Origin of the sequence: Streptomyces sp. CB02009, from assembly GCF_001905825.1 — a bacterium.
In the GTDB taxonomy this organism is placed as follows: domain Bacteria; phylum Actinomycetota; class Actinomycetes; order Streptomycetales; family Streptomycetaceae; genus Streptomyces.
On sequence record NZ_LIVV01000003.1, the window covers coordinates 381,103 to 395,590 of the forward strand.

General features: G+C 73.6%; 12 protein-coding genes. 8 read left to right on the forward strand and 4 right to left on the reverse strand.

Annotated features, from left to right (window positions below; all coding sequences use genetic code 11):
* The first annotated feature begins 8 nt into the window (after window positions 1–8).
* A complete protein-coding gene (gene argF / locus AMK27_RS14450) occupies window positions 9–1,064 on the forward strand; it encodes an ornithine carbamoyltransferase (RefSeq protein WP_073906566.1) in 1,056 nt (351 codons plus the stop codon).
* 118 nt (window positions 1,065–1,182) lie between these two features.
* Window positions 1,183–2,622, forward strand: coding sequence for an amino acid permease (locus AMK27_RS14455; RefSeq protein ID WP_073906568.1), 1,440 nt, complete (start codon window positions 1,183–1,185; stop codon window positions 2,620–2,622).
* Here AMK27_RS14455 and AMK27_RS14460 read toward each other — a convergent pair.
* Entirely contained in the window at window positions 2,576–3,124 is a 549-nt protein-coding gene (locus tag AMK27_RS14460) for an ATP-binding protein (RefSeq protein WP_079188434.1), read from the reverse strand. The genes AMK27_RS14455 and AMK27_RS14460 overlap by 47 nt on opposite strands.
* 247 nt (window positions 3,125–3,371) lie before the next feature.
* Between AMK27_RS14460 and AMK27_RS14465 the strand changes: the two genes are divergently transcribed.
* The 3 genes from AMK27_RS14465 (at window position 3,372) to AMK27_RS14475 (ending at window position 7,158) form a co-directional block, all read left to right on the forward strand.
* On the forward strand, window positions 3,372–4,199 hold the full coding sequence (locus AMK27_RS14465) for an enoyl-CoA hydratase family protein (RefSeq protein ID WP_073906570.1): 828 nt from the start codon (window positions 3,372–3,374) through the stop codon (window positions 4,197–4,199).
* Window positions 4,184–6,532, forward strand: coding sequence for a bifunctional salicylyl-CoA 5-hydroxylase/oxidoreductase (locus AMK27_RS14470; RefSeq protein WP_241847495.1), 2,349 nt, complete (start codon window positions 4,184–4,186; stop codon window positions 6,530–6,532). Before AMK27_RS14465 ends, AMK27_RS14470 begins: the two co-directional genes overlap by 16 nt.
* A gap of 95 nt (window positions 6,533–6,627) precedes the next feature.
* The gene (locus AMK27_RS14475; protein WP_073906572.1) at window positions 6,628–7,158 is read left to right on the forward strand and encodes an anthrone oxygenase family protein; all 531 of its coding nucleotides are present in this window, start codon (window positions 6,628–6,630) and stop codon (window positions 7,156–7,158) included.
* Here AMK27_RS14475 and AMK27_RS14480 read toward each other — a convergent pair.
* Complete coding sequence (locus tag AMK27_RS14480; RefSeq protein ID WP_073906574.1) at window positions 7,155–8,024, reverse strand: PaaX family transcriptional regulator; 870 nt, start codon at window positions 8,022–8,024, stop codon at window positions 7,155–7,157. The genes AMK27_RS14475 and AMK27_RS14480 overlap by 4 nt on opposite strands.
* Before the next feature lie 115 nt (window positions 8,025–8,139).
* Window positions 8,140–9,762, reverse strand: coding sequence for an AMP-binding protein (locus AMK27_RS14485; protein ID WP_073906576.1), 1,623 nt, complete (start codon window positions 9,760–9,762; stop codon window positions 8,140–8,142).
* Between the two features lie 222 nt (window positions 9,763–9,984).
* Between AMK27_RS14485 and AMK27_RS14490 the strand changes: the two genes are divergently transcribed.
* The 3 genes from AMK27_RS14490 to AMK27_RS14500 all read left to right on the forward strand — a co-directional run bounded on the left by AMK27_RS14490 (window position 9,985) and on the right by AMK27_RS14500 (window position 13,203).
* Window positions 9,985–11,139, forward strand: coding sequence for an acyl-CoA dehydrogenase family protein (locus tag AMK27_RS14490; protein ID WP_073906577.1), 1,155 nt, complete (start codon window positions 9,985–9,987; stop codon window positions 11,137–11,139).
* Window positions 11,136–11,549 carry a RidA family protein gene (locus AMK27_RS14495; RefSeq protein WP_073906579.1) on the forward strand — a complete coding sequence of 138 codons (414 nt, stop codon included), beginning with the start codon at window positions 11,136–11,138 and terminating at the stop codon, window positions 11,547–11,549. The genes AMK27_RS14490 and AMK27_RS14495 overlap by 4 nt, the downstream gene beginning before the upstream one ends.
* A 97-nt stretch (window positions 11,550–11,646) precedes the next feature.
* A complete protein-coding gene (locus AMK27_RS14500) occupies window positions 11,647–13,203 on the forward strand; it encodes an MFS transporter (protein WP_073906581.1) in 1,557 nt (518 codons plus the stop codon).
* Window positions 13,204–13,278: 75 nt separating this feature from the next.
* On the opposite strand, the gene AMK27_RS14505 is transcribed toward AMK27_RS14500, so the two are convergent.
* Window positions 13,279–14,262: an Lrp/AsnC family transcriptional regulator gene (locus AMK27_RS14505; RefSeq protein WP_073906583.1), complete on the reverse strand. Its 984-nt coding sequence runs from the start codon at window positions 14,260–14,262 to the stop codon at window positions 13,279–13,281.
* Window positions 14,263–14,488: the final 226 nt, after the last annotated feature.

A 14,488-nucleotide genomic window follows, 5' to 3' on the forward strand; every position in this document is an offset into this window, starting at 1 on the left:
CGCGTCCCATGGCCACAGACCTCATCGGCCGCCACTTCCTCAAGGAGCTGGACTTCACCGCCGAGGAGTTCCGCGGCCTGATCGCGCTCGCCGCCGAACTCAAGGCCGCCAAGAAGGCGGGCGCCGAGGTGCAGCGGCTGCGCGGCCGGAACATCGCGCTGATCTTCGAGAAGACCTCGACCCGCACCCGCTGCGCCTTCGAGGTCGCCGCCGCCGATCAGGGGGCCACCACCACCTACCTGGACCCGGCCGGCTCCCAGATGGGTCACAAGGAGTCGGTCAAGGACACCGCCCGCGTCCTCGGCCGGATGTTCGACGGCATCGAGTACCGGGGTGACGGCCAGGCCATCGTCGAGGAACTCGCCACCTTCGCCGGCGTCCCCGTGTTCAACGGCCTGACCGACGACTGGCACCCCACCCAGATGCTCGCCGACGTGCTCACCATGACCGAGCACACGGACAAGCCGCTGGACGGGATCTCCTTCGCCTACCTCGGCGACGCCCGCTTCAACATGGGCAACTCCTACCTGGTCACCGGCGCCCTGCTCGGCATGGACGTCCGGATCGTCGCCCCGCGCGCGTACTGGCCGGCCAGGAGGATCGTCGCCGCCGCCCGCGAGCTCGCCGAGACCAGCGGGGCCACGGTCACCCTCACCGAGGACGTCGCCGAGGGGGTCCGGGGCGCCGACTTCGTGGCCACCGACGTCTGGGTCTCCATGGGCGAGCCCAAGGAGGTCTGGGACGAGCGGATCGCCGCCCTCTCCCCGTACTCCGTGACGATGGACGTGCTGCGCGCCACCGGGAAGCCCGACGTCAGGTTCCTGCACTGTCTGCCGGCCTTCCACGACCTCGGGACGGACGTCGGGCGGGACATCCACGCCCGGCACGGACTCACCGAGCTGGAGGTCTCCGACGAGGTCTTCGAGTCGGCGCACTCGGTCGTCTTCGACGAGGCGGAGAACCGGATGCACACGATCAAGGCGGTCCTGGTCGCGACGATGGCGGGCGGTCCGCTGCCCACGGCGATCCCCGCGGTGATCCCCACGGTGCTTCCGACGGCATAGCTTTACGCCCGATTGGGTGGATATACGCGGTGCGGTTTACGATCGCACCCTTACAGGGGGTTCGGGCCTGCGTGCCCGAACCCCCTGACGCGTGCCCCCGAGAGATGAGAACCACCGCATGACCCCGTCCGCCTCGCGGATCAAGACCCCGCAGCAGCTCCTCGCCGAATCCGGCGCCGACCTCGAAGGCCACGGCCTCAAGCGCACCATGGGCCTCTTCCAGCTCGTGTGCTTCGGCGTCGGCGCGATCGTCGGCACCGGCATCTTCGTCGGCCTCTCCGACAGCGTCGCCGAGGCGGGGCCCGCGGTGGTGATCTCCTTCGTCCTCGCCGCGGTCACCTGCGTCTTCACCGCCTTCTCCTTCGCGGAGCTGGGCGGCGCGATCCCGGTCTCCGGCTCCTCGTACTCCTTCGCGTACGCGAGCCTCGGCGAACGGGCCGCGTTCCTCGTCGGCTGGTGCCTGCTCCTGGAGTACGGCGTCTCGGTCTCCGCGGTCGCCGTCGGCTGGAGCCAGTACCTCAACGAACTGCTCGAAAGCCTCACCGGCTGGCAGCTCCCGGCCGCGCTCTCCGCGGGACCCGGTGAGGGCGGGGTCGTCAACGTGCCCGCCGTCGTCGTGATCGCGCTTGCCGCCACCCTCCTGGTGCGCGGAGTCAGGGAGAGCGCGCGGGCGACCGCCGCCATGGCGATCCTCAAGATCGGCATCCTGATCGTCTTCTGCGCCGTCGGCTTCTCGGCGTTCCGGGCCGGCCACCTCTCGCCGTTCGCCGAGAACGGCATGGCCGGGATCACCGCGGGCGCCTCGGTGGCCTTCTTCTCGTACATCGGCTTCGACGCGATCACCACGGCCGGCGAGGAGGTCAAGAATCCGCGGCGGAACATCCCCCTCGCGATCCTCATCTGCATCGGGCTCGTCACCCTGCTCTACTGCGCCGTCGCGCTCTCCGCGATCGGGGCCCTCGGCGCCGAGGCCGTGGCCGACCAGCCGGCCGCGCTCTCGCTGGTCGTCGACCAGGTCACCGGATCGTCGGTCGGCGGTGGGATCATCGCGTTCGGCGCGGTCGTCGCGATCGCGTCCGTCGTCCTCGCCGTGATGTACGGGCAGACCCGGATCCTGATGTCGATGTCCCGCGACGGTCTCGTGCCCCGCGTCTTCGAACGCGTCTCGCCCAGGTCCGCCACGCCGGTGGCCAACACCTGGATCGTCGCGGCGGTCTTCGCCGTACCGGCGGCGTTCGCCTCGCTCGACGTGGTCGTCAACCTGACCACCATCGGCACGCTCGCCGTCATGGCGGTCGTCAATCTCGCGGTGATGGTGCTGCGGCGCCGGAACCCCGAGCTGCCGCGCTCGTTCCGGGTGCCGCTCTTCCCCCTGAGCCCGATCCTCGGCATCGGGTTCTGCCTCTACCTGATGTGGGGCACGGGCTGGACGACCTGGCTGCAGTTCGCCGGATTCCTGGTCGTCGGGACGCTGGTGTACGCCGGCTACGGGCGCCGCCACTCGCGGCTGGTCACGGCTCCGAGCGAGGGCGCTGCGCCGGTATCCCCGGCAGAGTGAACCAGACCGCCTTGCCGTGCTCGGTGGGGCGGTGGCCGCAGTCGCTGCTGAGGGCCCGGATGAGCAGCAGGCCCCGGCCGTGCTCCTGCCACGGGTCCACCTCCCCCGGCGCGGGGCAGACGAGCCCGCCCGCGCGGGCGGGCTCGGCGTCGTGGACCTCGATCTGACAGCCGCCTGGCGTGGCGAGCAGTTCGACGACCAGGTCGATGGGGCCGAGGCCCGCGGTGTGCTCGACGGCGTTGGCGACGAGCTCGGCGGTGAGCAGCTCCGCGGTGTCGCGGTCGGGGCGGCCGCCGGTCTCGGGGTCGAGGTCGGTGAGGGCGGTACGGATCAGGGCGCGGGCGATCGGCACGGCGGCCGTGGTGTGCGGCAGCCGGACGCGCCACGAGGCGGCGGGCCCGGTCGGACCGGCTGGCGCGGGTGGACCGGCGGACGCGGTCGGACCCGCGGGCCCGGGCGGGCCGTCGGACGGGCCGTCGGCGGGGCCGGTGGCTTCGGGCATGGGGGCAGGCTCCCTTCACCGAGTGGGGGTGGGCGAGTGGGGTGGAGGCGTCCCGAGACGTCCTGGTTTCAACCTTACGAGGCGCAATCCGGTTCTCCAGAGGCGCCCCTCCCTGATCGGTGGGGACCTCCGTCATGGGCTGCCGGGGACCTTGTGCGGGGCACCGTCGTTCCTCCCTTATCGCGTACTCGTGACGATGGTCACAGGAGAGTGATACCCTCCGAACGGAGGAAGGAGGCCGTTCCGGATGAGCCCCTTTACCGGCTCCACGCCCCGCACGGCACGCTGGCACCATCTGCGCGTCGACATCGACCGGGGTGTCGCCACCGTCACGCTGGCCCGACCCGAGAAACTCAACGCCCTCACCTTCGGCGCCTACGCCGATCTGCGCGACCTCCTCGCCGAGCTCTCCCGCGAGCGGTCCGTCCGCGCGCTCGTCCTCGACGGCGAGGGCCGCGGGTTCTGCTCCGGCGGCGACGTCGACGAGATCATCGGCGCCACGCTCGCGCTCGACACCGCCCAGCTCCTCGACTTCAACCGGATGACCGGCCAGGTCGTCCGGGCCCTCCGGGAGTGCCCCTTCCCGGTCGTCGCCGCCCTCCACGGGGTCGCGGCGGGCGCCGGGGCCGTCCTCGCCCTCGCCGCCGACTTCCGGATCGCCGACCCCACGACCCGCTTCGCGTTCCTCTTCACCCGGGTCGGCCTCTCCGGCGGCGACATGGGCGCGGCGTACCTGCTGCCCCGGGTCGTCGGCCTCGGCCACGCCACCCGGCTCCTCATGCTCGGCGAGCCCGTCCTGGCCCCCGAGGCCGAGCGCATCGGCCTGCTCTCCGAGCTCACCGAGGAGGGCGGGGCGGGGGAGCGGGCCGCCGAACTCGCCCGCCGCCTGGCCGACGGCCCGGCACTCGCCCTCGCCCAGACGAAGGCGCTGCTCACCTCCGAACTCGACATGCCGCTGGCCGCCTCGATCGAACTGGACGCGGCCACCCAGGCCCTCCTGATGAACGGCGAGGACTACGCCGAGTTCCACGCCGCCTTCACGGAGAAGCGCGCCCCGAAATGGCGGGGGTGCTGAGGATGCGGGCCCCGGCCCAGGCCCCCGACCCGGCCCAGGCCTCCGACCCGGCCCAGGCCCCCGACCCGGCCCAGGCCGCCGCCCCCGCCCTCTCCCGTATCGCCGTCATCGGTGGCGGACCCGGCGGGCTCTACGCCGCCGCGCTCCTCAAGCGGCTCGACCCCGCCCGTGAGGTCACCGTCTGGGAGCGGAACGCCCCCTCCGACACCTTCGGCTTCGGCGTCGTCCTCTCCGACGAGACCCTCGGAGGCATCCGGGAGGCCGATCCCGTCGTCTACGAGGCGCTCGGCCGCGACATGGTCCGCTGGGACGACATCGACGTCGTCCACCGGGGCCACCGCACCACCTCCACGGGCCACGGCTTCGCCGCCCTCGGCCGCCGCCGGCTCCTGGAGATCCTCCACGCCCGCTGCGCCGACCTGGGCGTACGGCTCCGCTTCCGCACCGAGGCCCCGCCCGCCGAGGTCCTCGCCGCCGACCACGACCTGGTGGTCGCCGCCGACGGCGTCCACAGCCGCACCCGCGAGGCCCACGCGGCCCACTTCCGCCCCAGCGTCACCACCCACCGCTGCCGCTACATCTGGCTCGCCGCGGACTTCGCCTTCGACGCCTTCCGCTTCGAGATCGCGGAGACCGAGTACGGCGTGATGCAGCTCCACGCCTACCCCTACGAGGCCGGTGCCTCCACCGTCATCGTCGAGATGCGCGAGGAGGTCTGGCGGGCCGCCGGGTTCGACGAACTCGACGAGGCGGAGTCCACCGTCCGCTGCGCGAAGATCTTCGCCGAGGCGCTCGGCGGCCGGGAGCTGCGCTCCCACCGCTCCGCCTGGACCGCCTTCCGCACGGTCGTCAACGCGCGCTGGTCGTACGGCACCACCGTGCTCATCGGCGACGCCGCCCACACCGCGCACTTCTCCATCGGCTCCGGCACCAAACTGGCCGTCGAGGACGCCCTGGCCCTCGCCCACAGCCTCCGCGACCACCCCACCACCGGCGAGGCCCTCGCCGCCTACGAGGCCGAGCGCCGTCCCGTCGTCGCGTCCACCCAGCGTGCCGCCGCCGCCAGCCTCCAGTGGTTCGAGGAGCTCGCGGGCCACGTCGACCGGCCGCCCCGGCGCTTCGCCTTCGACCTGCTCACCCGCAGCCGCCGCGTCACCCACGCCAACCTGCGGCTCCGCGACCCGGCCTTCGCCACCACCGTCGAACGGGACTTCGGATGCCCGCCCGGCACCCCGCCGATGTTCACGCCCTTCCGGCTCCGCGGCCTGACCCTGCGCAACCGGATCGTCGTCTCCCCGATGGACATGTACGTCGCAGAGGACGGCGTCCCCGGCGACTTCCACCTCGTCCACCTGGGCTCCAGGGCCCTCGGCGGCCCCGGACTCGTCATGACCGAGATGGTCTGCGTCAGCCCGGAGGGCCGGATCACCCCCGGCTGCGCCGGACTGTGGACCGACGGCCAGGCGGCCGCCTGGAGCCGGATCACGGACTTCGTCCACGCGCGGGCCCCCGGCACCGCGATCGGCGTCCAGCTCGGCCACTCCGGTCGCAAGGGCTCCACCCGCCGCATGTGGGAGGGCATCGACCAGCCCCTGCCCGAGGGCAACTGGCCGCTCGTCGCCGCCTCGCCCCTCCCGTACCGCCCCGGCCTCAACCAGACCCCGCGGGCCCTCGACCGCGCCGGACTCGCCTCCGTGCGCGAGGAGTTCACGGCCGCCGCCCGCCGCGCCGCGCACGCCGGCTTCGACCTCCTCGAACTGCACTGCGCCCACGGCTACCTGCTCTCCGGTTTCCTCTCCCCGCTCACCAACCACCGCACCGACGGCTACGGCGGCGACCTGGCCGGCCGGCTCCGCTTCCCCCTCGAAGTCTTCGACGCCGTGCGGGAGGCGTGGCCGGAGGACCGCCCCATGACCGTCCGCATCTCGGCCACCGACTGGGCCGAGGGCGGGACGACCGGCGAGGACGCGGTCGCCGTCGCCCGCGCCTTCAGGGAGCACGGCGCCGACGCGATCGACGTCTCCACCGGCCAGGTCGTCCCCGACGAGACCCCCGCCTACGGCCGCTCCTATCAGACCCCGTACGCCGACCGGATACGCAACGCGACCGGCGTCCCCGTGATCGCGGTCGGCGCGATCTCCTCCTGGGACGACGTCAACTCCCTGCTCCTGGCCGGCCGTGCCGACCTGTGCGCGCTCGCCCGCCCCCACCTCTACGACCCGAACTGGACCCTGCACGCCGCCGCCGAACAGGGCTACGAGGGACCGGCGGCGCCCTGGCCGGCCCCGTACCGCGCGGGCAACCGCCCGCCCCCGACCGGCCGCCGGGGCTGAGCGGCGCCCCCGGACCGGTGTCCGTGGACGCCCGCGTATGCGGGGGCGACGCGCGAGCATGGTCCGCGCACCACCCGCTGCTCTTGAATGGGGACATGACAGAGCAGCGGGGTGGGAAGGGTGCCGGGGCGGTCCTCGGCGCGGCGACGGTGGCGACCGGACTGGTCGCGGGGGTGTGGTTCGCGTACGTGTGCTCGGTGATGCCGGCGCTGGCGCGCAGCGACGACCGGGTCTATGTCGAAGTGATGCGGAACATCAACGAGGTGATCCAGAACCCGCTCTTCTTCACCCCGTTCTTCGGCGCGACGATCCTCGCGGCGGTCGCCGCCTGGCAGCACCGCGCCACCCGGGCGCGGACCTGGACGCTCGCCGCGCTCGTGCTCTCCGTGGCGGTCTTCCTGGTCACCTCGGCGGCGAACGTACCCCTGAACGACGCGCTCGCCGCGGCCGGGGACCCCACGGCCGCCCGCGCGGCCTTCGAGGGGCCCTGGGTGGCCTGGAACCTGGTCCGGGCGATCCTGACCACGGCGGGCTTCGCCTGCCTGCTCCGGGCCCTGGCGGTACGGTCCCGGCCCCGGGCCCAGCCCGTACGGTCCCGGGCCCAGCCCGCACGGTCCCGGGCCTAGCCCCCGGTCCCGGCCCCGGACAGGAACGGGCGGACGAACTCCGCGCCGCGGTCCCGCAGCAGCTCGTGCAGGGCCGTGAAGACCTCGGCCGAGCGCCGCCCCGGCCAGTCGTCGGGCAGGAGCTCGGCGGGGAGCACCGGGTCGGCGTACGGCAGCCGGCGCCAGGAGTCCAGAACGAGCAGGTAGTCCCGGTAGGCCGCCTCCGCGTCCCCCGGGGCGGCCGTGTCCCCCGGGGCGTCGGCGCCCGTCGGGGCCGCCCGCCAGGCCCGCAGTACCGGCTCGTGGGCTGCCAGGAAGTCCTCGTGGAGCCGCGCGATGGCCGGCAGGTCCCACCAGCGGGCGACCGCCCCGGCCGTCGCCGCGTACCCCAGGTGGTCGCCCCGGAAGAGGTCCACGTAAGGGGAGAGCTCCAGGCGCTCCAGGGCGTTCCGGGTCTCGTCGTACAGCCGCGCGGGTGCGATCCAGACGCCGGGAGCGGCCGTGCCGAAGCCCAGGCGGGCGAGCCGCGAACGCAGCAGGTGCCGCTTGTGGCGCTCGGCCTCGGGCACGGAGAAGACGGCCAGGACCCAGCCCTCGGAGAGCTTGGGCTCGGTACGGGCGTAGATGCGGCGGTCGCCGTCGTCCAGGAGCCTGCGGGCGTCGTCCGAGAGGGCGTATCCGGCGGCCCCGTCGGCCGTCCGGCCCGGCAGCAGCAGTCCGCGCCGCTTCAGACGCGACACCGAGGAACGCACCGAGGGCGCGTCCACCCCGAGGACCGCGAGCAGCCGGATGAGCGCGGCCACCGGCATCGGCGACCCGTCGGGCGTACGGCCGTACGCGCCGTAGAGGGAGACGATCAGGGATCGGGGGGTGTGCTGCTCGGCCACGTGATCACTTTAGAGGGTGGCGCGCCGGTCGGGCCGGGTCGGGCGGGGGAGCCGGGCCGGGGGAGTCCCGGAGGGCCGGCCAGGGGCGGCCGGCCCTCCGGGGCCTGGCCGGCCGTCATGCCGGCGCGCGCAGCCGGAAGCGCTGGAGCTTTCCCGTGGGGGTGCGGGGCAGCGCGTCCAGGAAGACGATCTCGCGGGGCGACTTGTACGGGGCGAGCCGGGCGCGGACGAAGGCCCGCAGCGCGGCGGCGGTGCCCGCGTCGCGCGGCACCCCGTCGCGTACCACCGTGTAGGCGACGACGACCTGCCCGCGCAGCTCGTCGGGGCGGCCCACGACCGCCGTCTCCACCACGTCGGGGTGGTCGAGGAGCACCTCCTCGACCTGGGGTCCCGCGATGTTGTACCCGGCCGAGATGATCATGTCGTCGGCGCGTGAGACATAGCGGAAGTAGCCGTCGGGCTCACGGACGTACGTGTCGCCCGTGACGTTCCAGCCCTCCCGCACGTACTCCGTCTGCCGGGGATCGGCCAGATAGCGGCAGCCGACCGGGCCGCGCACCGCGAGCAGCCCCTCCTCGCCGTCCGGGACGTCCTGGCCCGCCCGGTCGACGACCCTGGCCTGCCAGCCGGGGACGGGGCGGCCGGTGGCGCCGGGGCGTATGTCGCCGTCGGCGGCGGAGATGAAGATGTGCAGGAGTTCGGTGGCGCCGATGCCGTTGATCAGGCGGAGCCCGGTGCGGGCGTACCAGGCCTTCCAGGTGGTCTCCGGCAGGTTCTCCCCGGCCGAGACGCAGCGCCGCAGGGAGCCCAGGTCGGGGGCGGTCCCCTGGGTGAGCTCGTCGAGCATGACCCGGTAGGCCGTCGGGGCGGTGAAGAGCACCGAGACCCTGTGCCGCTCGATCGCGGCGAGCAGCTGCTTGGGTCCTGCCTGTTCGAGGAGGACCGCGCTCGCCCCGGCCCGCAGGGGGAAGACGACGAGCGCGCCGAGGCCGAACGTGAAGGCGAGCGGCGGCGAACCGGCGAAGACGTCGTCGGGCAGCGGGCGCAGGACGTGCGCGGAGAACGTGTCGGCGATGGCCAGGACGTCCCGGTGGAAGTGGACGCAGCCCTTGGGCCGCCCGGTCGTGCCGGAGGTGAAGGCGATGAGGGCCACGTCGTCGGCGGCCGTCTCCACCGCCGGGTACGGGCCGGGGCGGCGGGCCGCGAGGCTGATCAGGTCGTCCGGGCCCTCCCCGCCGAAGGGGGTGACGCGGAGCCCGGGTATCGCGGCCGCGAGGAGCTCGTCGAGGCTGTGGACGTCGCAGAGGGCGTGGGTGCAGCGGGCGGCGTCGGCCATCGTGGCCAGCTCGGGGGCGCGCTGCTGGGCGAGGACGGTGACGGCGACCGCGCCGGCCTTCATCACGGCGAGCCAGCAGGCGGCCAGCCAGGGGGTGGTGGGGCCGCGCAGGAGGACCCGGTTGCCGGGCCGCACCTTCAGGTCGGAGGTGAGGACATGGGCGATGCGGTCGACCCGGTCCTGGAGCTCTCCGTAGGTCCAGACGCCGCCGTCGCCGTCGTGGAAGGCGGGCCGGTCGGCGCCGAACCGCTCGGCCGTGCGGTCGAGGAGCTCGGCGCCGCAGTTGAGCCGCTCGGGGTACGCCAGCTCAGGGAGGTCGAAGAGGAGTCGCGGCCACCGGTCCGGCGGAGGCAGCCGGTCGCGGGAGAAGGTGTCGAGGTGGGCCGAGGGTGTCAGCTCCATGAGTCCGTCCCCCTGTCGTGGTGGGGTCGACCGTCGCCCCACGAGCGTATCGTGTTGGTGACGGCAGTCAACGGTTCGCGACAAGGGTGCGTGAGAGCGCCCTCACGAAGGCACCGGACGGCGCGCGGACGCCGCACGGCGCAGGGACGCACGCGCCGGGCGGCACAGGCACGCCGCCCGGTGCGGGGACGAAGACGCCCGAGGGCGTCAGAGAGGGCCCACATGCCCGCATTCTCGCTCGATCCGGCACAGACCACCTGGTGTGCGGAGCTCCGCACCCTCGCCGCCGACCACCTGAAGCCCCTCGCCGACAAGGGCGAACCGGGCCGGGTCAACCGCCCCCTCGTGGCCGCCCTCGGCGAGCTCGGCCTCCTCGCCCGGCTCTTCGACGCGGGCGCCCTCGAACTCTGCCTCCTGCGCGAATCCCTCGCCCGGACCTGCACCGAGGCCGAGACCGCCCTCGCCCTCCAGGGCCTCGGCACCCACCCCGTCGCCGCCTTCGGCACCCCCGCGCAGCGCGCCCGCTGGCTCCCCGAGGCCACCGCGGGACGCGCCGTCGCCGCCTTCGCGCTCTCCGAGCCGGGCGCCGGCTCCGACGCCGCCGCACTGGCCCTGGAGGCCCGCCCCGACGGAGCCGGCGGCTGGCGCCTGTACGGCGAGAAGCGCTGGATCTCCAACGCCCCCGAGGCCGACTTCGCCACCGTCTTCGCCCGCACCACCCCGGACGCCGGAGCCCGCGGCGTCACCGCCTTCCTCGTCCCCGCCGGCCGGCCCGGACTCGGCGGCGAGGCCCTCGACATGCTCGCCCCGCACGCCCTCGGCACCCTCACCTTCGACGGTGTCCCCGTCGGCCCCGACGACCTGCTCGGCGAACCCGACCGGGGCTTCCGGGTCGCCATGAACACCCTCAACCTCTTCCGCCCCAGCGTCGGGGCCTTCGCCGTCGGCATGGCCCAGGCAGCCCTGGACGCGACCCTCGCCCACACCGCCGACCGCCCCGCCTTCGGCGGACACCTCGCCGACCTCCAGTCCGTCGCGCACCGGATCGCCGAGATGGCCACCCGCACCGAGGCCGCCCGCCTCCTCGTCTACGCGGCGGCCACCGCGTACGACGACGGCGACCCGGACGTCCCCCGGCGCTCCGCCATGGCGAAGCTCCTCGCCACCGAGACCGCCCAGTTCGTCGTCGACTCCGCCGTCCAACTCCACGGCGCCCGCGCCCTCCAGCGCGGCCACCTCCTCGAACACCTCTACCGCGAGGTCAGGGCGCCCCGCATCTACGAAGGGGCGACCGAGGTCCAGCGCACGATCATCGCCAAGGAGCTGTACGCGTCCCACCGACGGTCCCACTCCCGCCAGGAGGAGCCGGCCCCATGAGCCTGCACCGGCACAACCCCGCCGAACTCGCCCCGCCCACCGGCTTCTCCCACGCCGTCACCGCCACCGGTACCCGGCTGGTCTTCCTCGCCGGACAGACCGCACTCGACAGCGAGGGCGCGGTGGTGGGGGACACCCTGGCCGAGCAGTTCACCACCGCGCTCGCCAACCTGCTCACCGCGCTGCGCCATGCCGGCGGCACTCCGGCCGACCTCGCCCGCGTCACCGTCTACACCACCGACGTCGACGACTACCGTGCACACGCACCGGAACTCGGCCGCATCTGGCGGCGGTTGGCGGGCCGCGACTATCCGGCGATGGCCGTGATCGGAGTCGTACGGCTCTGGGACGAGCAGGCCCGGGTGGAGCTGGACGGCTTCGCGGTCCTGGACGAACCGTCCCCCCATTGATCAACTGGTCACCCGGGTGGGCCGGGCTTAATGTCGAAAGGTGGACTGACCGGCCCACGGACCCGTCAGGTGAGGGCGCGATGCGCCATGAACTGCCATGAGTAGAACCCCCGAGCCGAAGGCTCCGACGGCGACCGCCCCTCGCAGGGGCGGCAAGGACGGCAAGGGCATCGCCCTGTTCGTGATCGCCTCGTGTCAGCTGATGGTGGTCCTCGACATCACCATCGTGAACATCGCGCTTCCCCACATCCAGACCGCGCTGGACTTCTCCACCACCAGCCTGTCGTGGGTCGTCAACGCCTACACCCTGACCTTCGGCGGTCTGCTCCTGCTGGGCGGACGCGCCGGCGACATCCTGGGCCGGCGGCGGGTGTTCATCTTCGGCGTGCTGCTCTTCGGACTGGCCTCACTGTTCTGCGGACTCGCCCAGAGCGAGTGGCAACTCCTCGCGGCCCGCGCCCTCCAGGGCGTCGGCGGCGCGATCGCCTCCCCGACCTCGCTCTCCCTGATCACCACCACGTTCGACGAAGGCCCGGAGCGCAACCGGGCCTTCGGCGTCTTCGCGGGCGTCTCGGCCGGCGGCGGCGCGATCGGCCTGGTGGCGGGCGGCATGCTCGTCCAATGGCTCGACTGGCGCTGGATCTTCTTCGTCAACGTGCCGATCGCGCTGGTCATCGCCTTCCTCACGCCGCGGCACGTCAAGGAGTCCGAGCGGCACCCCGGCCACTTCGACCTCGCCGGCGCGCTCACCTCCACGCTCGGCATGGTGGCCCTGGTGTACGGGTTCATCCGCGCCGCCCAGGAGGGCTGGAGCGATCCGTACACGATCGGCTCGTTCGTCGCGGCGGTCGTCCTCCTGGCCACGTTCATCCTGATCGAGCGGCGCTCCCAGCAGCCCATCACGCCGCTGCACATGTTCGCCGACCGCAACCGCTCGGGCACCTACGTCATCATGCTCTGCCTGGCGGCGGCCATCTTCGGGATGTTCTTCTTCCTCACCCTGTTCGTCCAACAGGTGCTCGGCTTCAGCCCCCTGGCGACAGGACTCGCGTTCCTGCCGGTCAGCGCGATCATCGGGGTCGGTGCCGCCCTCACATCCAACCTGCTGCCCCGGTACGGCCCGAAACCCTTCATGGTGGTGGGTTCGGTGCTCGCCGCCGCGGGTCTCTCCTGGCTGACCCTGACCGACATCGACTCCACGTACCTCGGCAGCATCCTCGGACCGATCCTCGTCTTCGGCCTCGGCATGGGCCTGATGTTCGTCTCCCTGACCATCATGGCGCTGTCCAACGTCGAACCCCAGGAGTCGGGCGCCGCGTCCGGACTGCTCAACGCCATGCAGCAGGTGGGCGGTTCGCTGGGCCTGTCGATCCTGGTGACGGTCTTCGGCACGGCCAGCCGCAACGAGGCGGACACCCAGGTCCCCGCGTTCCTCTCCCAGGCGACCCCGCTGGAGAAGGCCGAGTTCGCCCGTACCGGCCAACTCCCCGCCCCCTGGGGCGACCAGGTGCTGACCTCCGGCGTCTCCGCGGGCTTCGTCACCGCGGCGATCTTCGCCGTGGTCGGGGCGCTGGTGGCCCTCTTCGTGATCCAGGTCCGCCAGTCGGACATCGACCGCCTCAAGGGCGGGGTGGGGCCGGGAGTGGGCGCCTGAGCGTCTGGGGGCCTGAGCATCTGAGGGCCTGAGCGATCCCGGCCGGACCCGGCCCGCTGCGCCGAGCGGCAGCCCCTAGGGCCCCGACTCGAACCCGGCGCGCTTGTAGGTGCGCATCAGTACGGCGACCTCCGCCGACGTGACGCCGTCGAGCGACCCGAGGACGCGCGCGGTGAAGTCGTGCAGATCCCGGGTGGAGCGGTGGCTCGAGTAGCCGAGCAGGGCCGTCGTGCCGGTCGTGACCACGAGGTGGCGGACGGCCGGCTCCTCGGCCAGCCGACGGATCGCGGCATCCAGGCGGGCGTGCCCGACGGCCAGCCGGAACCGCGCCTCGACGGGGTAGCCGAGCACCTCGGGCTCCGCGTGCAGCCGCAGGTGCAGGACGTGCGAGTCCATCAGCCGCCCCAGCCGGCGGCGCGCGGTCGTCTCGCCGACCCGGAGCTCGCGCGCCAGCCGGGTGGTGGACATCCGGGCGTCGCGGTGCAGGAGCGCGACCAGCCGCCGGTCGAGTTCGTCCACCACCGGCGGCTCGGGCAGGGGTCTGCCCTCAATGGCGTGCCGGCGTACGTCCGTGGGCTCGTCGTCGTAGGGGGCCCAGTCGCTGGTGGTGAGCAGCAGCCGCAGCACCACCGAGGAGTGGATGTCGACCACACCGTCGAGCCTGCCGAGCCCCGCGTCGACGAGGGTGAGCAGGGCGTCGTGGTCCGGCACGATCAGCTCGGCGAAGACGTCGAGCGCGCCGGTGGCGACCTCCACGGACCGCGCCTCGGGCCGCCGGGCGAGGGCCAGGGCGGTGTCGTGCACACGGCCGGGGGCGCAGCGTACGGCCACCTCGGCGGTGACCCCCTCGCCGAGGTACTCGGGGACGAGGGCCGCGGTGAACCCCACCGCCCCGGTCGCGGTCATCCGGTCGAGCCGCCGCGCGGCGGTGCGCTCGTGGACCCCGGCCGTGGCGGCCACCTCGGAGAACGGCGCGCGCGGGTCGCGGTGGAGCGCCCGCAGCACGGCGTGGTCCAGGGCGTCGAGAGCGCCGGGCCGTGAGGGCGGCTCGGTCGGCATCGGAAGACCTCCTGGGGGAGCGGGCGGGGAGCGGACGGGAGGGCGGGCGGAGGAGCGGACGGGAGGGCGGGCGGGGGAGCGGACGGGCGTGCGGGGCGGCGGAGTGGGCGGTGTGCGGAGCCGGACCCTACGGTGCGGGCCCGGAGGGTCGCGAGGCCGTGTCGGAGGAGGGCCGTCAAGGGGCGGGCCGTGCCTGTATCCGCCGATCGATCCCCGCCGAATGACG

Bases quoted from the DNA above. Each gene is read 5' to 3' on its own strand.
- argF (WP_073906566.1), top strand. From the start codon at position 9: ATGGCCACAGACCTCATCGGCCGCCACTTCCTCAAGGAGCTGGACTTC.
- AMK27_RS14455 (WP_073906568.1), top strand. From the start codon at position 1,183: ATGACCCCGTCCGCCTCGCGGATCAAGACCCCGCAGCAGCTCCTCGCC.
- AMK27_RS14460 (WP_079188434.1), bottom strand. From the start codon at position 3,124: ATGCCCGAAGCCACCGGCCCCGCCGACGGCCCGTCCGACGGCCCGCCC.
- AMK27_RS14465 (WP_073906570.1), top strand. From the start codon at position 3,372: ATGAGCCCCTTTACCGGCTCCACGCCCCGCACGGCACGCTGGCACCAT.
- AMK27_RS14470 (WP_241847495.1), top strand. From the start codon at position 4,184: ATGGCGGGGGTGCTGAGGATGCGGGCCCCGGCCCAGGCCCCCGACCCG.
- AMK27_RS14475 (WP_073906572.1), top strand. From the start codon at position 6,628: ATGACAGAGCAGCGGGGTGGGAAGGGTGCCGGGGCGGTCCTCGGCGCG.
- AMK27_RS14485 (WP_073906576.1), bottom strand. From the start codon at position 9,762: ATGGAGCTGACACCCTCGGCCCACCTCGACACCTTCTCCCGCGACCGG.
- AMK27_RS14490 (WP_073906577.1), top strand. From the start codon at position 9,985: ATGCCCGCATTCTCGCTCGATCCGGCACAGACCACCTGGTGTGCGGAG.
- AMK27_RS14495 (WP_073906579.1), top strand. From the start codon at position 11,136: ATGAGCCTGCACCGGCACAACCCCGCCGAACTCGCCCCGCCCACCGGC.
- AMK27_RS14500 (WP_073906581.1), top strand. From the start codon at position 11,647: ATGAGTAGAACCCCCGAGCCGAAGGCTCCGACGGCGACCGCCCCTCGC.
- AMK27_RS14505 (WP_073906583.1), bottom strand. From the start codon at position 14,262: ATGCCGACCGAGCCGCCCTCACGGCCCGGCGCTCTCGACGCCCTGGAC.